This is a genomic window from Paludibacillus litoralis (assembly GCF_037646705.1).
In the GTDB taxonomy this organism is placed as follows: Bacteria; Pseudomonadota; Alphaproteobacteria; order Rhodobacterales; family Rhodobacteraceae; genus Pikeienuella; species Pikeienuella litoralis.
In genome coordinates this window covers 296,976-315,002 of record NZ_JBBHER010000004.1, presented here as the reverse complement: position 1 = coordinate 315,002, position 18,027 = coordinate 296,976, and the positions used below count along the sequence as shown (strand labels likewise).

The following is an 18,027-nucleotide window of genomic DNA, read 5'->3' as shown; positions in this document are numbered from 1 at the left end:
GGTCAGCCGGGTTTCCGCCGCTCGAAATCGCGCCGGGCCTCCTCGCAGAAGGCGACCGAAAAAACCACGTTCGACCAATCCCGACGGGCGAGGCGGGCCGGGGTGTTTTCAGGATTGACGACAAGCCGGAGCGAATTGCGATCGTCCTTGTCGGATGTGATCTTGGGGCGGGTTGGAGTGTCGGGCATGATGGATCCCTACGCGAATTTGACTGTCGGGGCGTCGGAAAGGCTTGCGGCGTCCCGGAGGCCCTCATCTGTCCCTAACTGCGCCGATTGTGAAGGGGTCTGGCGCAGGATCTGTGACGCCACGCACATGATTTCACACGGAATTCACGCTCGTCGGGTCTGACGGCGCTTCGTGTCACGCCGCGGCGGCGTCACGGTCCGAAGCGGTCACGCGGCGCGGGCCCGCGCATCCGCCACCGCGCGCCAGCCGGCCCGGTCGCGCACGCGCGCCATATAGGCGCCCACTTCGCCCTCCGGCGCGGGGAAGCCCATGGCTTTCGCCCAACCGCCGAGATGCCCGAGGATGATGTCGGGGACCGTGAAGGCGTCGCCCATCACGAACGGCCCGTCGCCGAGATAGGCTTCGAGCGTCCCCATCGCTTTCGCGAACTCGTAAAGGCAGGCGGGCTGAACCGCGTCGGCGGCGCGCAGATGCTCCGGGAGCATGGCGCGATGCTTCGTCAGCGTCCAGAGCGGCTGCTCCACATCGTCGATGGCGAAACAGATCAGGCTCATCATCCGGTCCCGCTCCGGCGCGCCGACCGGGAATGTCAGTTTCCCGTGCTTGTCCGCGAGATGGAGGAGAATGGCGGTGGAATCGAAGATCGCGCGGCCGTCGTCGACCAGAACCGGGATCTTGCCGCTGGCGTTGAGCTCCAGAGCTTCGGCGCTGTGCGGCTTCGCCGGGACGATCTCGTAAGGCGCGCCGATCTCCTCCAGCATCCAGATGACGCGGGCGGCGCGAGACGCCGGGGAACCGTAGACTTCATACATGGAGCAGATCCTTCAAAGAGGCGGCGAGCCCGTCGCGACCGTCGGGGTGAGTGATCCTCGCGAGCCTGGGTTACCAGGTGGGCGCCAGGTGCGTAAGACCACGGTCGAACACAGAGCCAGCTCCCGCGAGAAAGATTAAGGCCACCAGGTCACGCCCCGGCACGGGAAGGACAGAACTCGCCGCTTCGAGAGATAGTGTCCGCGACCCGGAAATGGAAGCGGGAAACGAAGATAATCCCGCTTCGCGCCGTCGGCGATCAGCCGGCGATCAGCCTGCGCCGCTCTCCGGGCCCGCCGCGCGCAACGCCTCGAGCCGCGCGGCGGCGGCGTCGATGGTCGCCTGGACTTCGGCGGCGTCCATTTCGCTGAGCGCCGTCTCGGGCGGCGGCGCGTCTCGGAGGGCGGCCTCCGTCTCGTCCAGCTTGTCCGCGAGCATCAGCGCCGACATCAGGAGAAGCCGCGCTTCGGTGATCCGCCCGCCCGACGCGGCGAGCGCGGTCGCCTCGTCGTCGATCCGCTGGGCGAGCGCGGCGACCCGCGCCTCCTGCCCGTCGTCGCAGACGATCTGATACGCGCGGCCGCTGATTCTGATGGAAACCTCAGCCATGCGCCCTGACCCCGCTCAATTCCTTCAATTCGCCGATCGCGGCGTCGAGCGCCTGGGCCGCTTCCTCGCGGAGTTGCGCGTCGTCGTCCCGCGCCGCGCGGAGCGTCTCGACCTCCTTCAGCGCGGCGTCGCGCTCGGCCGCGGCCTCCCGGGCGTCCGCGCGGGCCGTCTCGGCCGCGCGCTCCGCTTCCGCCGCGCGGGCTTCGAGCGCAGCGGTGTCGCCGGCCTCGGCCAGCGCCTCTTCGAGCGCGCTGATCCGGAGGCGCGCGGTTTCGGCTGCGGCTGCGGCGTCCTCCCGCGCCTGGCTCAGCAAACGCGCGGCCTCATGGGCGCGCGCCTCGGTCTCGGCCGCTTTCCGCCGCTCCTCGCGCAGCGTTCGCTCCAGGGCCGATACCGCGGCCGTCAATCGTTCCGTCGCCGCCTTCAAATCGGTCATCCCGTCCCTCTCCTTACGATCCGTCGCTCCCTGTAGTCTCTCCTCGGCGCCGAATCGACGCGTGCGTCGTCAATCCCGCGACACTATCGCCAGTGGCCGCGTTTGTCGCAATGCGGCTTGACCCTCCGGGGCGGGTTCCGCGATAACGCCGATGTTCAGGGCCTGCGGCCCGTCATCAGACCGAAAGCCCGTCTCTTGGATATTACCGCGCTCCGCTCAGCCCACCCCGATCACTGGCGCCTCGCCGCCGCGCTTCGCGTTCTTGCGATGGATGCGGTCGAGGCGGCGAATTCCGGCCATCCCGGCATGCCGATGGGCATGGCGGATGTGGCGACGGTTCTGTTTCGCGATCATCTGAAGTTCGACGCGGCCGCGCCCGATTGGCCGGACCGGGATCGGTTCGTGCTTTCGGCGGGCCACGGCTCGATGCTGCTCTACGGCCTGCTGCATCTGACGGGCTATTCGGATTTCCCGCTCTCGGAGCTGAAGCGGTTTCGCCAGCTCGGCTCGAAGACCGCCGGCCACCCGGAATACGGCCACGGCGCCGGAATCGAGACGACGACCGGCCCGTTGGGGCAGGGGCTCGCGACCGCCGTCGGCATGGCGATGGCGGAGCGGTCGATGGCGGCGCGCTTCGGGAAGGGGCTCGTCGATCACCATACCTATGTGATCGCCGGCGACGGCTGCCTGATGGAGGGGATCAGCCAGGAGGCGATCGGGCTCGCCGGGCGGCAACGGCTCGGCAAGCTGATCGTGCTTTGGGACGACAACGGAATCTCGATCGACGGCGCGGTGTCGCTGTCGGACGTCACCGATCAGCCGGCGCGGTTCCGCGCGTCGGGCTGGACCGTTCTGGAGATCGACGGCCACGATCCCGCGGCCATCGGCGCGGCGCTGACCGCGGCCAAGGGCGCGGAAGGGCCGACCCTGATCGCCTGCAAGACCCATATCGGTCTGGGCGCGCCGACCAAACAGGACAGCGCCAAGGCGCATGGCTCGCCGCTCGGCGCCGAAGAGATCGCCGCCGCGCGCAAGGCCTATGGCTGGACGCATGGACCGTTCGAGATCCCGGACGACGTCGCGGCCGATTGGGCGAAGATCGGCGCGCGGGGCGCCGCCGCGCGTGCGGAATGGACGGCGCGGCTCGACGCCGCCTCCGCGCGCCGCCGCGATGAGTTTTTGCGGGTCATCGCCGGCGAAGCGCCGAAAAAGCTCGCCGGCGCCATCCGCCGCGTGAAACGCGAGATCAGCGAAACGCAACCGAAAGTGGCGACGCGGAAAGCCTCCGAAACCGCGCTCGCGGCGATCAACCCGGTGACGCCGGAGACGATCGGCGGCTCCGCGGACCTCACCGGCTCCAACAACACGCTGACCGACGGGCTCGGCGTCTTCTCCGCCGAGAATCCGGGCGGCCGCTACGTCCATTACGGCATCCGCGAGCATGGCATGGCGGCGGCGATGAACGGGATGGCCGTGCATGGCGGCGTCATCCCCTATGGCGGCACGTTCCTTGTGTTCGCCGATTACGCGCGCGGCGCGATCCGGCTTTCGGCGCTGATGAAGCAGCGGGTCGTCTACGTGCTGACCCATGACAGCATCGGCCTCGGCGAAGACGGGCCGACCCATCAGCCCGTCGAGCATCTGGCGAGCCTCAGGGCGATGCCGGGGCTCACCGTCTTCCGGCCGGCGGACGCGGTCGAGACGGCGGAGGCGTGGGAGCTCGCGCTCACGCTCTCGGGGCCGAGCGTGCTGGCCCTCACCCGGCAGAGCCTGCCGACCGTCCGCACGGCGCACTCGAACCGGAACCTCGCGGCCAACGGCGCCTATGTGCTGGCCGAGGCGGAGGGCAAGCGCCGGGCGATCCTTCTCGCCACCGGCTCCGAGGTCGAGATCGCCCTTGCGGCGCGTGAGCGGCTGCAGGCGGAGGGGATCGGCGCGCGCGTCGTCTCGATGCCGTCATGGGAGCTGTTCGCGGCGATGGACGAGAGCTACAGGCGGAAGGTGCTGCCGCGCGGCCCGGTTCGCGTCGGAATCGAAGCCGCGGGCGGATTTGGCTGGGATCGCTGGCTTTCCGGCGAACGGGGCGATTGCCGCAAGGCGGCCTTCATCGGCATGGAGGGCTTCGGCGCCTCGGCGCCGGCGACCGATCTCTACGCCCATTTCGGCATCACGGCCGAGAAGATGGCGGCGGCGGCGAAGGCTCTGCTCTGAGGCGGGGCGCGCGGGTTTTCCGCCGCGGGAGCGGCGGCCGCGCCCCTGAAATCATGTACCGCGACGGCATGTGAATCATGACGCGCGCCTGCGGCGCCGCGACAACGCGTCTCCCTGTCCGGATCGCAGATTCGAGAAAAACCTGTTTGAAGAATCCGCCCGTTGGGGTAGGTAGAACCTACCCCGATGGGTAGGCGGCCGCGAGTCGTCTTGTGGTGGGTTCAAGATGTGGGAGAGCAGCATGGCGGTGCGGGTGGCGATCAGCGGGTTCGGGCGGATTGGGCGTCTGGTGGCGCGGACCATCATCGAATCGGGGCGCTCGGATGTGGAGCTGGTCGCGGTGAACAATCGCGGCCCCGTCGAGACGGCGGCGCATCTTTTCAAATATGACAGCGTTCACGGCCGTTTCGGCCTTCCGGTGAAGCCGGACGCCGAAGCCGGAGTGATCGATCTCGGCCGCGGCCCGGTGGCCTATACCCGGCACACGGACCCTCGCGCCTGCGAATGGGCGGCGCTGGATGTCGATATCGTCATGGAATGCACGGGGCGCTTCACCGCGCGCGACGACGCGGCGCTGCATCTCGAAGCGGGAGCGAAGCGCGTTCTCGTCTCCGCGCCGTCGAAGGGCGCGGACCGGACCATCGTCTTCGGCGTGAACGACGACATGCTGAAAGCCGAGGATCTCATCGTCTCGTCGGCCTCCTGCACGACGAACTGCCTCGCGCCGGTGGCGAAGGTGCTGCTGGAGCTGGCCGGGATCGAGCAGGGGTTCATGACCACGATTCACGCCTATACCGGCGACCAGCCGACGCTGGATGCGACGCACAAGGATCTCTACCGCGCCCGCGCCGCGGCGACCTCGTTGATCCCGACGAAGACCGGCGCGGCGAAGGCGATCGGCGAAGTGATCCCGGCGCTGCGCGGCGTCCTCGACGGCGTGGCCATGCGCGCGCCGGTGCAGAACGTCTCCGCCGTCGATCTGACCTACACCGCCGGGCGCGACGTGACCGTGGCCGAGATCAATGACGCGATGCGCGCGGCGGCGGACGGGCCGATGAAGAACGTGCTCGGCTACACCGACGAGCCGCTGGTCTCCGTCGATTTCAATCATGACCCGCGCTCCGCCGTGTTCCACACCGATCAGACCCGGGTTCTCGGCGGCCGCTTCGTCCGCGTTCTCGCATGGTATGACAATGAATGGGGCTTCTCGCACCGGATGACCGATCTTGCGGCGTTCATGGGCGCGCAGATGGGCCGGGTGAAGGCGCAGAAAGCCGCCTGAATCCGGGGTTTGTCGCCCGGAGCCGTTCTTCCGGGTGGCGACCTGCGGCCGCAAGACGCATATTCATGGGGGCGCGCCGCCTTCCCGGCGCGAGTCACTCCTGAAGAGGCTTTTGTATGTCTGTCAGAGCCGCAATCAACGGATTTGGCCGGATCGGCCGCAACGTGCTCCGCTCCATCGTCGAATCCGGTCGGGACGATATCGAGATCGTCGCGATCAACGATCTCGGCCCGATCGAGACCAACGCGCATCTTCTGCGTTTCGACAGCGTGCATGGGCGCTTTCCTCGCAAGGTCGAGGTGGTGGGTGGCGGCATCGACATCGGCTACGGCCCGATCCGGGTCACGGCGCTCCGCGATCCGAAGGAGCTGCCGTGGGCCGATGTCGACGTCGCGCTGGAATGCACGGGCGTCTTCAAGGACCGGGAGAAGGCGGAGCGGCATCTTCAGAACGGCTCCCGCCGCGTGCTGATCTCGGCGCCTGGCGACGGCGCGGACCGGACCGTGGTCTATGGCGTCAACCATGCGGATCTGAGGCCGGCGGATCGGGTGATCTCGAACGCGTCCTGCACCACCAACTGTCTCGCGCCGCTGGCGATGGTGATGGATGAGGCGTTCGGCCTCATGAAGGGGCACATGGTGACGGTGCACTCCTATACCGGAGATCAGCCGATCCTCGACAAGCTGCACCGCGATCTCTACCGGAGCCGGGCCGCCGCGATGTCGATGGTCCCGACCTCGACCGGGGCGGTTTCGGCGCTGAAACGGGTGTTGCCGAACCTCGCGGACCGGATCGACGGCGCGTCGGTGCGGGTGCCGACGCCGAATGTCAGCCTCGTCGATCTCACCTTTCTCGCCGGGCGGAAGGTGACCGTGGACGAGGTGAACGCGGCGGCGAAGGCGGCGTCGGAAGGCCCGCTGAAGGGCGTGTTCGTCTATGACGAGGCGCCGAAAGTCTCCATCGACTATAATCATGACGGCGCCTCCGCCAGCTTCGCGGCGAACGAGACCAGCGTCGTCGGCGGCGATTTCGTCCGCGTCGTGGCGTGGTATGACAATGAATGGGGGTTCTCCTGCCGCATGGCCGATATCGCGGCCCTGGTCGGGCGTCTCGGTTAGGGCGCGGCGGGTGATTTTTGACGGAGGCGAGGCGTGGGCTTCAGGACGATCGACGATATCGACCTTGCGGGGAAACGGGTTCTGATCCGGGTCGACGTCAACGCGCCGATGGTGGACGGCGTCGTCACCGACGCGACCCGGCTTCGCGCCGTGGGGCCGACGGTGCGCGAGGTTCTGGCGAAGGGCGGGCGGCCGATTCTTCTGGCCCATTTCGGGCGCCCGAAAGGAAAGCGGGATCCGGAGATGTCGCTCGCGCCCATCGCGCCGGCGCTGGCGGAGGCGATCGGAACGCCGGTCGTCTTCGCGCCGGAGACGACCGGGCCGGTCGCGGCGGCGGCGGTGGCGGATCTCGCGCCCGGGACGGCGCTCCTGCTGGAGAACACCCGCTTTCAGCCCGGGGAGGAGGCGAACGACGCCGAATTCGCCGCGGCGCTGGCCGCGCTCGGCGACGTCTTCGTGAACGACGCGTTTTCCGCCGCGCATCGGGCGCACGCCTCGACCGAGGCGCTGGCGCGGCTCCTGCCCGCCGTCGCCGGACGCCTGATGCAGGCCGAGTTGAAGGCGTTGAGCGCGGCGCTGACCACGCCGGAGCGCCCGGTGATCGCGGTTGTCGGCGGCGCGAAGGTCTCGACCAAGCTGACGCTCCTCGGCAATCTTTCGGCGCGGGTCGATCAGATCGTGATCGGCGGCGGCATGGCGAACACGTTCCTCGCCGCGCGGGGCGAGGAGGTCGGCGCTTCGCTCTGCGAGCATGACCTCGCGTCGGCGGCGCGCGACATCATGGACCGGGCGGCGGCGCAGGGCTGCGAGATCGTGCTGCCGGTGGATCTGGTGGTGGCGCGGGAATTCGCCGCGGGCGCGGCGCATGAGGTCGTGGCGGTCGGGGACTGCCCGAAGGACGCGATGATCCTCGACGCCGGGCCGGCGACGGTCGCGGAGATCATCCGGCGTTTCGGCGCGGCGAAGACCGTGGTCTGGAACGGCCCGCTCGGCGCGTTCGAGATCCCGCCGTTCAACGCCGCGACCGACGCCGCGGCGCGCGCGGCGGCGGAGCTGACCGCGGCGGGGCGGCTCCTCACCGTCGCGGGCGGGGGCGACACCGTCGCGGCGCTCAACGCGTCCGGCGCCGGCGCGCGCTTCTCCTACGTGTCGACGGCGGGCGGCGCCTTCCTCGAATGGCTCGAGGGCAAGACCTTGCCCGGCGTCGCGGCGCTGGAGAAGGGGTGAGCGCGCCGGCCCTCGCCGCTTCGCCCGGGCGCGACCACGTTCCGCTTGACCCGGCTTCCCGTCACGGGCTACCGCACACATGAAAACGCCGTCCGCAACTGGAGAGACATCGATGAAAGCCACGCGCATCGTTCAGAAGATCCTCGCCAATTACGAGGGCGAGACGCCCGGCGTGAAGGGCAAGCTTTGCCAGATGCTGATGAACGGCAAGCTCGGCGGGACCGGCAAGATGGTGATCCTGCCTGTCGATCAGGGCTTCGAGCATGGCCCGGCGCGCAGCTTCGCGCCGAATCCCGCCGCCTATGACCCGCATTATCACTATCAGCTGGCGATCGACGCCGGCCTGAACGCCTTCGCCGCGCCCCTCGGGCTGCTGGAGGCCGGGGCGGACAGTTTCGCCGGCCAGATCCCGACGATCCTGAAGGCGAACAGCGCGAACTCCCTGATGCCGGAGGAAGCCCCGAAGGATCAGGCGATCACCGCGAGCGTGGACGACGCGCTCCGGCTTGGCTGCGCCGCGATCGGCTTCACGATCTATCCGGGCTCCTCCGCCGGGCTGGACATGTTCGAAGAGATCTCCGCGATGCGCGAAGAGGCGGCGGCGAAGGGCGTCGCCACGGTCATCTGGTCCTATCCGCGCGGCGAGGCGCTGACGAAGGCGGGCGAGACCGCGATCGACGTCGCCGCCTACGCGGCGCAGATCGCGGCGCTTCTCGGCGCGCACATCATCAAGATCAAGCTGTCCACGGACCATCTGGAGCTGAATGAGGCGAAGAAGGTTTACGAGGCGGAGAAGATCGACATCGCGGCGCAGGCCGCGCGCGTCGCGCATTGCATGCAGGCGGCGTTCAACAGCCGCCGGATCGTGGTCTTCTCCGGCGGCGCCAAGAAGGGCGAAAGCTCCGTCTATGACGACGCCCGCGCGATCCGCGACGGCGGCGGCAACGGCTCGATCATCGGGCGGAACACGTTCCAGCGCCCGCGCGATGAGGCGCTGAAGATGCTCGCCGAGATTATCGACATCTACAAGAATCGCGCTTGATGGCTGCGCGCGGGGATGGGCGATGCGGAAAAACGTGGGGCCGACCGGCGACCTCGACCCGCGCGCGCTGATTCTCGACGCCTACCGTATCGAGGGGATCGGGGCGGCCGATTGCCGCGCGATCTTCCTCGACTGGGCGCTCGGCGTCGCTCCTGAGCGCGACATGGCGGCCGACGCGCGGCGCCTTCTGGCGCATCACGGCCCTTCCGCGCCGGATCATCCGATGACCGCCATCCTGCGCGACAGCGCCGCCCGGCCCGCGCCCGCCGCCCGCCGCGGCGGGGCGGCCGGGCGGCGGGCGCGCCGCGGCTGAGCGCGCCGCCGGGGCGGCTTATCCGTTCCCCAGCGCCGCGAGAACCCGCGCCCATGAGCGCGCGCCCTTCTGAAAGCTGGTCAGGGAATATTTCTCGTTTGGCGAATGGATCCGGTCGTCATCCAGGCCGAAGCCGATCAGAAGCGAGTTCATGCCCAGGATCTCCTGGAAATGGCCGACGATCGGGATCGATCCGCCGCAGCCGGCGAAGGCCGCCTCGTTCGGCCATTCATCGGAGAGCGCGCGGCGCGCGGCCTCGAATCGCGGATCATCGGTGGGCATGACGATGCCGCCGGAGCCGCCGTCCTTCGTATCGAACGCGATCGTGCAATCGGAGGGCAGCATCTCGTGGAACCGCTGGTGGATCGAGTCGCGGATCGCGACCGGGTCCTGATCGCCGACCAGCCGGCAGGAGATCTTCACGAACGCCTCCGCCGGCAGAACGGTCTTGAACCCTTCACCGGTATAGCCGCCGCTGACGCCGTTGAACTCGAGCGTCGGGCGCGCCCAGATCTGCTCCAGCGCCGAATACCCGGCTTCGCCCGCCGGCTCCGAGAGGCCGACCGCGCCGAGAAACGCCTCATGGCTGAAGCCGAGCGCCTCCCATTGCGTGAGGATCTCGGGCGGGGTCTCGGGCACGCCGTCGTAAAAGCCGGGCAGGGTGACGCGCCCGGTCTCGTCGTGGAGCGACGCGAGGATCTTCGCGAGCACGCGGATCGGGTTCGCCGCGGGGCCGCCATACATGCCGGAATGGAGATCGCGATTCGCGGCCTTCACCGTGATCGTCTCTCCCATCATGCCGCGCAGCATGGTCGAGATCGCCGGAGTCTCCGCATCCCACATTCCGGTGTCGCAGACGAGGGCGAGCTCCGCCTTCAACTCCTCCGCGTTCTCCTGAAGGAAGGGGATGAGCGAGGGCGAGCCGGATTCCTCCTCGCCCTCGAAAAGCAGCGTGATGTTGGCGGGGAGCTTTCCGGTCCTGGCCTTCCAGGCGCGGCAGGCCTCGATGAAGGTCATCACCTGGCCCTTGTCGTCGGACGCGCCGCGGGCGCGGATCTCCGGCCCCTGGGCGCCTTCGGCGATCACCGGCTCGAAGGGCGGCGCGGTCCAGAGATTGAGCGGGTCGACCGGCTGCACGTCGTAATGCCCGTAAAACAGGAGATGCGGCCCCTCGCCGCCGGAATGCGCGACCACCATGGGATGCCCCGGCGTCTCGCGGAGCGACGCGTCGAACCCGATTCCCCGCAGGTCCGCGACCAGCCATTCGGCGGCCTTGCGGCATTCGTCCTTGTAGGCGCTGTCGGTGGAGACGCTCTTGATCCGGAGAAATGCGAAAAGCCGCTCGATCGCGGCGTCCCTGTCGGAATCGAGATGAGCGAGTACGGCGTCGAGTTCGGTCATGAAAGGCTCCTTCATATGATCGGGCGACGATGACTCGCGCCGGCGCCGCTGTCCATCGGGCGCCGGCTCCGCAGGGGCGGGAAGATGGGTGGATTGCGGCCGGCGGCGGCGGTCAACCGCGGGTGATCCAGCCGCCGCCCAGCACGCGCTCGCCTTCGGCTTCATAGAAAACACAGGCCTGACCGGGGGCGACGCCTTCCTCCGGCGACAGAAGCTCGACCACGGCGCCGGCGCCCTCGGGCGTGATCCGCGCCTCGATGGCGGGGCGCGCGGAGCGCAGCTTCACCCGCGCCTCCCAGCCTCCGGCCGGTGCGTCCTCGAAGCGGCCGGGGCCGATCCAGTTCACGTCCTTGACGGGAACGCGGCGCACCGCGAGCGCGTCGCGCGGGCCGACGATGACGCGGCGCGCGGCGGCGTCGAGCCGCACGACGAAGAGCGGCTCGCCCCCGGTCTCGCCGCCGCCGAGGCCGAGGCCGCGGCGCTGACCGATCGTGTAATGGATGATTCCCGGATGCGCGCCGAGGATCCTGCCGTCGAGATGCGCGATCTCACCCGGCTCGGCCGCGCCCGGACGCAGCTTCGTGATCACGTCGGCGTAGCGGCCCTCCGGCACGAAGCAGATATCCTGGCTGTCGGGCTTGTCCGCGACCGGAAGCCCGAATTCGGCCGCCAGCGCGCGGGTCTCCGCCTTGGTGGCGAGGGAGCCGAGCGGGAAGCGGAGAAAGTCGAGCTGATCCTGCGTCGTGGCGAACAGAAAATAGCTCTGGTCGCGGGCGAGATCGACCGCGCGGTGCATCTCGGCGCCGGCCGGGCCTTCGACCCGGCGAATGTAATGTCCGGTGGCGAGGCAATCGGCGTCCAGATCCTTCGCGGTCTCCAGAAGGTCGTGAAACTTGACGCTCTGATTGCAGAGAACGCAGGGGATCGGGGTCGCCCCGGCCAGATACTGGTCGGCGAACTCCTCGATCACCGCTTTGCGGAAGCGGCTCTCATAGTCGAGCACATAATGCGGAAAGCCCATCCGCTCGGCGACGTTGCGGGCGTCGTGAATGTCGCGCCCGGCGCAACATGCGCCCTTTTTCGCCAGCGCGGCGCCATGATCGTAGAGCTGAAGCGTGACGCCGACGACATCGTACCCTTCGCGCGCCAGCATCGCCGCGACGACGGAGCTGTCGACGCCGCCCGACATCGCGACCACCACGCGCGTCGTCTGCGGCGACTTGGCGACGCCGAGGGAATTGAAGGGGGCCGAGCCATCCATGACGCCCGTCTAGCGCCGTGGGAGGCGCGCCTCAAGCCCGCGATTCACCGCCTGTTAGGCGAAAGATCCGAAACTCGCGCGATGTGTGATGTTGTGTGGGAGTGAGTGATGCGGAAGGTCGTGCCAATTTCCGAATGTCGTGACGCGCGGCGAACCGAGCGGATACTCCGGAACCTTCCGCCCGCCGATACGGCGCGCTGGGTTGCGAGCCGCAAGATCGCGGTCGTCATCGCGGTCGAGAATGGCGTGATCAGCGAAGACGAAGTGTGCCGCCGCTATGACCTGAGCCCGGAAGAGCTCGATCTCTGGCGACATTCTCTGGCGAAACATGGCCGAAATGCGCTTCATGTGACCAAACTGCAGCATTTTCGCAACACGCATGAGGGGTAGCACACACGTCGCTCCCCCTCAGGTAATAACTCGTTTACCCTTTTGTCCTTAATGTGGCATCAATCTTAAGGAGTGTGCAGCGAAAGGATGAGCGTAATGCGGGTATTGTTGATTGAGGACGATCAGTCAACTTCGCGCAGCATCGAGCTGATGCTAGCGAAGGCGAACCTGAACGTCTACGCAACGGATCACGGCGAAGAAGGGATCGATCTCGCAAAATTATATGATTACGACCTGATTCTTCTGGATCTGAATCTGCCCGACATGACGGGCTACGACGTTTTGAAAGCGCTGAGGGCCGCGAAGATCGCGACGCCGATTCTCATTCTTTCCGGCATGTCGGACACCGATGACAAGCTGAGAGGGTTCGGGTTCGGCGCCGACGACTACATGACGAAACCGTTCAACCGGGACGAGCTGATCGCCCGGATTCACGCCATCGTCCGCAGGTCGAAGGGGCATGCGCAGTCGATCATCGCGACCGGGGAGGTCTCGGTGAATCTCGACGCCAAGACCGTGGAGGTCGCGGGGACGCCGGTGCACCTGACCGGCAAGGAGTATCAGATGCTGGAGCTCCTCAGCCTCCGGAAGGGGACCACGCTGACGAAGGAGATGTTCCTCAATCATCTCTATGGCGGGATGGACGAACCGGAGCTGAAGATCATCGACGTGTTCATCTGCAAGCTGCGCAAGAAGCTCTCCGCGGCGAACGGGGGGCAAAACTATATCGAGACCGTCTGGGGGCGCGGCTATGTTCTGCGCGACCCGGCGCCCGCCGCCATGCCGCGCGCGGCGCCGGCGATGGCGTAAGCGCGCCTGCGCGCTTTCCCGCGAAATCCGGGCCGCGCCATCCGGCGCGCGCCCGGCCTTTCGGCGAATTTCGGGCGCATTCCGTGACATGAATGGCGCCTTTCGAGGTTTTCTCATCTCCATTTCGTGATCGGCGCAACCTGATCCTAACATCTGTGTTGTACGGAGGGGATGGGCGTGGCGGGTTCCGGTGGCGCGGGGGGCTTGCAGCGCGACGCTGGTCCCGTCCACGCCCGCTCCGCGTTTCGCGCCGCCCCGATCTTCGCCTCCCCCCGATCTTCACCTCGCTTTGAGCCGCCTTGACCGCGGCGCCCGGCGTTCTTAGCGTCGCCGGGAAACGCGCCGCGGCGCCGCAAGGGCTGTGGAGCCGAGGGAGATGCGAGCATGCCGCCGATGACGTTTGACGAAGCTGCGGACCATATGGTCCGGACCGATCCGCTCTTCGCTCTGTCGACGGCGACGATCCGTGGAGAGCCGCTGCCGGTGTTCGCCAACGCGCCCGCCAACGCCTACGCGCTTCAGCTTTACGGCCGGACGATTCGCGCCCCTGGCGCCGATTACATCGTCTATGAGGGGGAGCGCGTCAGCTATGACGCCTGGTGCGCCGAGACGGCGCGGCTCGCCGCCGGCCTCCGCGCCCGGGGCGTGAAGCCGGGCGACCGGGTCGCGGTGGCGATGCGGAATTATCCGGAATACGTGACGCTGATCATGGCGATCGCCGCGGTCGGCGCGGTGTCCGTGCTGATCAACGCCTGGTGGACGACGGAGGAGCTGGAGTACGGCTTCACCGATTCCGGCGCCAAGCTGGTTTTCGCGGACGGGCCGAGAGCGGAGCGGATCAGGCCGTTCGCGCGGCGGCTGGGCCTCGATCTGGTGGCGGTGCGCGACCCTGCGCCGGCGGGCGAGCCGCGCTACGCGGACGTGCTGGCGCCCGAAGGCGCGTCGGCGCCGGATCTGGAGATCGGCCCCGATTCCGATTTCATGATCGTCTACTCCTCCGGCTCCACCGGATACCCGAAAGGCGTGGTGCTGACGCATCGGAGCGCGATGCAGGCGGTCTGGTCGTGGCTGATGACGCTCGCGCTTTCGCCCCTGATGATGGAGACGCCGCCGAAGAAGAAGCCGCAGGTCGTGCTCTGCGTCACGCCGCTCTTTCATGTGACGGCGACGCATCCGGTCTTCCTGCTCTCGATCCCGCTCGGCGCGAAATTCGTGATGATGCGGAAATGGGATGCGGAGGCGGCGGTCGACCTGATCGAGAGGGAAGGGGTCACGCGCTTTCTCGGCGTGCCGACGATGGCGGCGGAGCTGGCGGCGGCGGCGCGGCGGGCGGGGCGAACCTTGCCCAGCCTGTCCAGCCTGAGCGCCGGCGGCGCGAAACGGCCCGGCGCGGAGGTCAGGCGGCAGGCGGACGCGTTTCCGCATGCGGCCGTCGCCTCGGGCTACGGGCTGACGGAGACCAACGCGCTCGGCGTCGGGATCACCGGCGCGGAATACGTGGCGCGGCCGGATGTCGCCGGCCGGCTCTACCCGGCGATCCAGCGGCTGAAGATCGTCGATGACGCGGGCCGGGAGGCGCCGACGGGCCAGGTCGGCGAGATCTGCATGAAAAGCGCGGCGCTGATGCGCGGCTATCTGAACGATCCGGAGGCGACGGCCGCCGCGATCCGGGACGGCTGGTTTCACACCGGCGATCTTGGCTCGGTCGACGAAGACGGATATGTCACCATCGTCGACCGGAAGAAGGACATCATCATCCGGGGCGGAGAGAACATCTCCTGCCTTGAGGTGGAGGGCGCGCTTCATCGTCATCCGGCGGTGGCGGAGGCGGCCGTGTTTCCCATACCGGACGACCGGCTCGGCGAGGCGGTGGGCGCCGCGGTCAGCATCAGGGCGCCGTTGACGGAGAGAGAATTGTCGCTGTTTTTGAACGACGTGCTTGCGCCATTCAAGCATCCGAGCCGCTATTGGCTGCAGGAGACGCCGCTGCTGCGCGGCGCGACCGACAAGATCGACCGGCGGATGATCCGCGCGGCCTGCGTCAAAGAGATGACCGCCGCATGAAGCTTCGCGCGGTGATCTTCGATTTCGGCGGGGTGTTCACCTCGTCGCCGGTCTCTCATTTCGCCGAATACGAGCGGCGCGAGGGATTGCCCGAGCGGTTCCTCGGCGGCGTGATCAAGGCGCGGCTCGGCGATGGCGCGTTCTCCCGCTTCGAGCGGGCGGAGATCTCGCTCGACGAGTTCGACGCCGCGTTCGCGGCCGAGACCCGCGCCGCCGGCCATGAGGTGACGGGGCGGACGCTCCTCTCGCTGATGAAGCTCGATTTCCGGCCCGACATGATCGCCGCGCTGGACCGGATCGGAGCGGCCGGGTTCCTCACCGGCTGCATCACCAACAACATGCCGGGCGGCGGCGCCGTCGAATGGGCGCGGAACGAGGACGGGCGGGCCATGGCCGCCGAGGTTCTGGCGAAGTTCGACCACCTGATCGAAAGCGCGAAGGCCGGGGTCCGGAAGCCGGAGCCGCGGATCTACGAGATGATGTGCGAGGCGCTCGGCGTCGCGCCGGCGGAGTGCGTCTTCGTCGATGATCTCGGAGTCAATCTCAAACCCGCCGCGGCGATGGGGATGCGGGTCGTCCGCGTTCCGTTCGACGATTACCGCGTGGCGCTCGCCGAGCTGTCCGCGCTCACTGGCCTCGACCTTCAGGAGAAACAGGATGTCTGATCTTTTCAATCTGGCCGGCAAGGTCGCCCTTGTCACCGGCTCGTCGCGCGGCATCGGGCGGGCGATGGCGGAGGGGCTGGCGATGAGCGGCGCCTCGGTCGTGATCTCCTCGCGCAAGGCCGAGTCCTGCGCGGAGACGGCGAAGGAGATCAACGCCCTCGTCGGGGCGGAGCGGGCTTTTCCCATCGCCGGCAACGCGGGCCGCGCCGCGGAGGTGGAGGCGCTGGTCGCGGAGACGCGGAGCCGGCTCGGCCCGATCGACATTCTCGTCGGCAACGCCGCCGTGAACCCGCATTTCGGCCCGATGGACACCCTGAGCGACGAAGCCTTCGACAAGATCATGGCGACCAATGTGCGCGCCAATCTGCATCTCGCCCGGCTCTGCGCGCCGGATATGGCCGCGAAAGGCGAGGGGGCGATGATCTTCACTTCGTCCATCGGCGCCTTCAAGCCGTCGCTGGAGATCGGCGCCTACAACATCTCGAAGCTGGCGCTCCTCGGGCTGGTGCGCAATCTGGCGGCGGAGCTGGGGCCGAAGGGGGTGCGGGTGAACGCGGTCTGCCCCGGCCTGATCCGCACCGAATTCGCGCGCGCGCTCTATGAAGATCCGAAACGCGAGGCGGCCGCGGTCGCGCAGATCCCGCTCGGGCGGCTGGGCGAGCCGGAGGATTTTCGCGGCGTCGCCGCCTTCCTCGCCAGCGGCGCGAGCCGCTATATGACCGGACAGGCCGTCACGCTCTGCGGCGGCTCCAACATGTGGACCTGAGATGGATATCAAAGACAGGATCGTCGTCGTCACCGGCGCCGGCAGCGGCATCGGCAAGGCCATGGCGCTCAGATTCGCGAAGGCCGGCGCGAAGATCGTGATCGCCGCCGACATCGACCTCGCCGGGGCGGAGGAGACCGCGAAGGCGGCCGGCGGCGCGGCGATCGAAGTGAACGTGGCGAAAGAGGAAAGCATCAAGGCCTTGATCGACCGGGTGGAGTCGGAGCACGGCCCGATCGACATCTTCTGCTCCAACGCCGGCATTCTCGTTCCCGGCGGCCCGGAGACGCCGAACGCCGACTGGAGCCGGATCATCGACATCAACCTGATGGCGCATGTCTGGGCCGCGCGGCATCTGGTTCCGCTGATGATCGCGCGGGGGGGCGGATATCTGCTGAACACCGCATCGGCCGCCGGGCTCCTGAGCCAGGTCGGCTCGATGCCTTACGCGGTCACGAAGCACGCCGCCGTCGGCGCCGCGGAATGGCTGGCGCTCACCTATGGCGATCAGGGGATCAAGGTCTCCGTGCTCTGCCCGCAGGCGGTGCGCTCGCGGATGACGGCCGGCCACGAGGACGGCGTCGCCGCGCTCGACGGCATGATGGAGCCGGAGCCGGTGGCCGACGCCTGCGTCAAGGCGATCGAGGAGGAGACGTTCCTCGTGCTGCCGCATCCCGAAGTCCTGCAATACATGCGGAACAAGACCGCGAATTACGACCGCTGGATCGGCGGCATGCGGAAGCTGAACCGGCGCTTCGGCGGCGCCGTCGAAGGGCGCTGATCCCTATCGGGGGCCTCAGCCCTCTCTGAACCGGCCGCCTCCTTTTCATGAAGGGAGGCGGCGCCCGGCGCCTGCGGCCCCTCGCGCGCCTTTTCGCCGCCACGAAAAATTTTTCCGGATCCGGGAACCCGCGGCCACGCTGCGCATCCAATTCCGCGAGAGCGCCAGAGATGGCGGACTCCCGCATGTGAAAAGGAACGCAGAATGACCAAGTATTTCGCCACCACCGCGGCGGCCGCCGCGATCTTCGCCACCGCCGCCTGCGCGCAGAACCCGCTGAACCCGATGCACGGCCCCGAGGCCGACGTCGCGACCGCGCCGCCGGCCGCGCCCTACCAGCAGGTCAGCGCCCTCGTCCCGCTGCCCGATTTCCTGCCCGGCATGGGCCAGCTTTTCGTCGACCCCGCCACGCTGCCCGCCGGCCCGTTTGTCGCCTATGACCATGACGGGCGTCTCGTGAGCACGATCTACATGATCCCGGTCAAGGATCTGAACCCCGACACCAGCTTCGACAATCTCGCGGTGCCGGGCCGCGTCGTCGATCACACCGACATCTATTACAACGCCGGCCACCCGGGCGTTCCCGAGCCGCATGTCCACATCGTGCTCTGGCATGTTTCGGCGGCCGATGAAGCCAGCGTGGCGAAATAAC

Annotated in this window: 19 protein-coding genes; 13 read left to right on the top strand and 6 right to left on the bottom strand. The window is 68.1% G+C overall.

From position 1 onward, the window contains the following. Positions 1-2: 2 nt before the first annotated feature. The 4 genes from WG921_RS08275 to WG921_RS08260 form a co-directional block, all read right to left on the bottom strand. Positions 3-188 carry a hypothetical protein gene (locus WG921_RS08275; protein ID WP_340108741.1) on the bottom strand — a complete coding sequence of 62 codons (186 nt, stop codon included), beginning with the start codon at positions 186-188 and terminating at the stop codon, positions 3-5. 207 nt (positions 189-395) lie between these two features. Further along, positions 396-1,001 (bottom strand): glutathione S-transferase family protein, encoded by a 606-nt coding sequence (locus tag WG921_RS08270; RefSeq protein WP_340108740.1) that lies wholly within the window; start codon positions 999-1,001, stop codon positions 396-398. A 268-nt stretch (positions 1,002-1,269) separates the two neighbouring features. After that, positions 1,270-1,608, bottom strand: a complete 339-nt coding sequence (locus tag WG921_RS08265; RefSeq protein ID WP_340108739.1) for a cell division protein ZapA — start codon at positions 1,606-1,608, stop codon at positions 1,270-1,272. Beyond that, positions 1,601-2,044 (bottom strand): hypothetical protein, encoded by a 444-nt coding sequence (locus WG921_RS08260; protein WP_340108738.1) that lies wholly within the window; start codon positions 2,042-2,044, stop codon positions 1,601-1,603. The genes WG921_RS08265 and WG921_RS08260 overlap by 8 nt, the downstream gene beginning before the upstream one ends. A 195-nt stretch (positions 2,045-2,239) precedes the next feature. Here WG921_RS08260 and tkt point away from each other — a divergent pair, with 195 nt between their 5' ends. The 6 genes from tkt (at position 2,240) to WG921_RS08230 (ending at position 9,237) form a co-directional block, all read left to right on the top strand. Then, positions 2,240-4,255, top strand: coding sequence for a transketolase (gene tkt / locus WG921_RS08255; RefSeq protein ID WP_340108737.1), 2,016 nt, complete (start codon positions 2,240-2,242; stop codon positions 4,253-4,255). A gap of 241 nt (positions 4,256-4,496) precedes the next feature. Beyond that, positions 4,497-5,537: a type I glyceraldehyde-3-phosphate dehydrogenase gene (gap, locus tag WG921_RS08250; RefSeq protein WP_340108736.1), complete on the top strand. Its 1,041-nt coding sequence runs from the start codon at positions 4,497-4,499 to the stop codon at positions 5,535-5,537. Between the two features lie 116 nt (positions 5,538-5,653). Continuing rightward, positions 5,654-6,655, top strand: a complete 1,002-nt coding sequence (gap, locus tag WG921_RS08245) for a type I glyceraldehyde-3-phosphate dehydrogenase (RefSeq protein WP_340108735.1) — start codon at positions 5,654-5,656, stop codon at positions 6,653-6,655. 33 nt (positions 6,656-6,688) lie between these two features. After that, complete coding sequence (locus tag WG921_RS08240; RefSeq protein WP_340108734.1) at positions 6,689-7,882, top strand: phosphoglycerate kinase; 1,194 nt, start codon at positions 6,689-6,691, stop codon at positions 7,880-7,882. Positions 7,883-7,994: 112 nt separating this feature from the next. Further along, the gene (locus WG921_RS08235; protein ID WP_340108733.1) at positions 7,995-8,924 is read left to right on the top strand and encodes a class I fructose-bisphosphate aldolase; all 930 of its coding nucleotides are present in this window, start codon (positions 7,995-7,997) and stop codon (positions 8,922-8,924) included. A 22-nt stretch (positions 8,925-8,946) separates the two neighbouring features. Then, a complete protein-coding gene (locus tag WG921_RS08230; RefSeq protein ID WP_340108732.1) occupies positions 8,947-9,237 on the top strand; it encodes a hypothetical protein in 291 nt (96 codons plus the stop codon). An 18-nt stretch (positions 9,238-9,255) separates the two neighbouring features. Here WG921_RS08230 and WG921_RS08225 read toward each other — a convergent pair whose 3' ends face one another. Together WG921_RS08225 and mnmA are read right to left on the bottom strand one after the other, a co-directional pair. Beyond that, positions 9,256-10,638, bottom strand: coding sequence for a dipeptidase (locus tag WG921_RS08225; RefSeq protein ID WP_340108731.1), 1,383 nt, complete (start codon positions 10,636-10,638; stop codon positions 9,256-9,258). Between the two features lie 112 nt (positions 10,639-10,750). Further along, positions 10,751-11,899 (bottom strand): tRNA 2-thiouridine(34) synthase MnmA, encoded by a 1,149-nt coding sequence (gene mnmA / locus WG921_RS08220; protein ID WP_340108730.1) that lies wholly within the window; start codon positions 11,897-11,899, stop codon positions 10,751-10,753. 108 nt (positions 11,900-12,007) lie between these two features. On the opposite strand from mnmA, the gene WG921_RS08215 reads away from it, so the two are divergent. The 7 genes from WG921_RS08215 (at position 12,008) to WG921_RS08185 (ending at position 18,026) form a co-directional block, all read left to right on the top strand. Further along, positions 12,008-12,289, top strand: a complete 282-nt coding sequence (locus tag WG921_RS08215; protein WP_340108729.1) for a DUF1153 domain-containing protein — start codon at positions 12,008-12,010, stop codon at positions 12,287-12,289. Between the two features lie 96 nt (positions 12,290-12,385). Then, positions 12,386-13,099, top strand: coding sequence for a response regulator transcription factor CtrA (gene ctrA, locus WG921_RS08210; RefSeq protein WP_340108728.1), 714 nt, complete (start codon positions 12,386-12,388; stop codon positions 13,097-13,099). Positions 13,100-13,483: 384 nt separating this feature from the next. Further along, the gene (locus WG921_RS08205; RefSeq protein WP_340108727.1) at positions 13,484-15,163 is read left to right on the top strand and encodes a class I adenylate-forming enzyme family protein; all 1,680 of its coding nucleotides are present in this window, start codon (positions 13,484-13,486) and stop codon (positions 15,161-15,163) included. Beyond that, positions 15,160-15,828, top strand: a complete 669-nt coding sequence (locus WG921_RS08200) for an HAD-IA family hydrolase (RefSeq protein WP_340108726.1) — start codon at positions 15,160-15,162, stop codon at positions 15,826-15,828. Before WG921_RS08205 ends, WG921_RS08200 begins: the two co-directional genes overlap by 4 nt. Next, positions 15,821-16,594: an SDR family NAD(P)-dependent oxidoreductase gene (locus tag WG921_RS08195; protein WP_340108725.1), complete on the top strand. Its 774-nt coding sequence runs from the start codon at positions 15,821-15,823 to the stop codon at positions 16,592-16,594. Before WG921_RS08200 ends, WG921_RS08195 begins: the two co-directional genes overlap by 8 nt. Before the next feature lies 1 nt (position 16,595). Then, entirely contained in the window at positions 16,596-17,375 is a 780-nt protein-coding gene (locus WG921_RS08190; protein ID WP_340108724.1) for an SDR family oxidoreductase, read from the top strand. A gap of 204 nt (positions 17,376-17,579) precedes the next feature. After that, positions 17,580-18,026 carry a DUF5602 domain-containing protein gene (locus WG921_RS08185; protein ID WP_340108723.1) on the top strand — a complete coding sequence of 149 codons (447 nt, stop codon included), beginning with the start codon at positions 17,580-17,582 and terminating at the stop codon, positions 18,024-18,026. The last annotated feature ends 1 nt before the right edge of the window (position 18,027 follow it).

What these genes read in the sequence shown, in the direction of transcription:
- WG921_RS08190 (WP_340108724.1), top strand. Translation starts at nt 16,596, where the DNA reads ATGGATATCAAAGACAGGATCGTCGTCGTCACCGGCGCCGGCAGCGGC.
- WG921_RS08265 (WP_340108739.1), bottom strand. Translation starts at nt 1,608, where the DNA reads ATGGCTGAGGTTTCCATCAGAATCAGCGGCCGCGCGTATCAGATCGTC.
- WG921_RS08200 (WP_340108726.1), top strand. Translation starts at nt 15,160, where the DNA reads ATGAAGCTTCGCGCGGTGATCTTCGATTTCGGCGGGGTGTTCACCTCG.
- WG921_RS08195 (WP_340108725.1), top strand. Translation starts at nt 15,821, where the DNA reads ATGTCTGATCTTTTCAATCTGGCCGGCAAGGTCGCCCTTGTCACCGGC.
- WG921_RS08185 (WP_340108723.1), top strand. Translation starts at nt 17,580, where the DNA reads ATGACCAAGTATTTCGCCACCACCGCGGCGGCCGCCGCGATCTTCGCC.
- mnmA (WP_340108730.1), bottom strand. Translation starts at nt 11,899, where the DNA reads ATGGATGGCTCGGCCCCCTTCAATTCCCTCGGCGTCGCCAAGTCGCCG.
- WG921_RS08225 (WP_340108731.1), bottom strand. Translation starts at nt 10,638, where the DNA reads ATGACCGAACTCGACGCCGTACTCGCTCATCTCGATTCCGACAGGGAC.
- WG921_RS08235 (WP_340108733.1), top strand. Translation starts at nt 7,995, where the DNA reads ATGAAAGCCACGCGCATCGTTCAGAAGATCCTCGCCAATTACGAGGGC.
- WG921_RS08270 (WP_340108740.1), bottom strand. Translation starts at nt 1,001, where the DNA reads ATGTATGAAGTCTACGGTTCCCCGGCGTCTCGCGCCGCCCGCGTCATC.
- WG921_RS08230 (WP_340108732.1), top strand. Translation starts at nt 8,947, where the DNA reads ATGCGGAAAAACGTGGGGCCGACCGGCGACCTCGACCCGCGCGCGCTG.
- WG921_RS08205 (WP_340108727.1), top strand. Translation starts at nt 13,484, where the DNA reads ATGCCGCCGATGACGTTTGACGAAGCTGCGGACCATATGGTCCGGACC.
- WG921_RS08260 (WP_340108738.1), bottom strand. Translation starts at nt 2,044, where the DNA reads ATGACCGATTTGAAGGCGGCGACGGAACGATTGACGGCCGCGGTATCG.
- gap (WP_340108736.1), top strand. Translation starts at nt 4,497, where the DNA reads ATGGCGGTGCGGGTGGCGATCAGCGGGTTCGGGCGGATTGGGCGTCTG.
- ctrA (WP_340108728.1), top strand. Translation starts at nt 12,386, where the DNA reads ATGCGGGTATTGTTGATTGAGGACGATCAGTCAACTTCGCGCAGCATC.
- WG921_RS08275 (WP_340108741.1), bottom strand. Translation starts at nt 188, where the DNA reads ATGCCCGACACTCCAACCCGCCCCAAGATCACATCCGACAAGGACGAT.
- gap (WP_340108735.1), top strand. Translation starts at nt 5,654, where the DNA reads ATGTCTGTCAGAGCCGCAATCAACGGATTTGGCCGGATCGGCCGCAAC.
- WG921_RS08215 (WP_340108729.1), top strand. Translation starts at nt 12,008, where the DNA reads ATGCGGAAGGTCGTGCCAATTTCCGAATGTCGTGACGCGCGGCGAACC.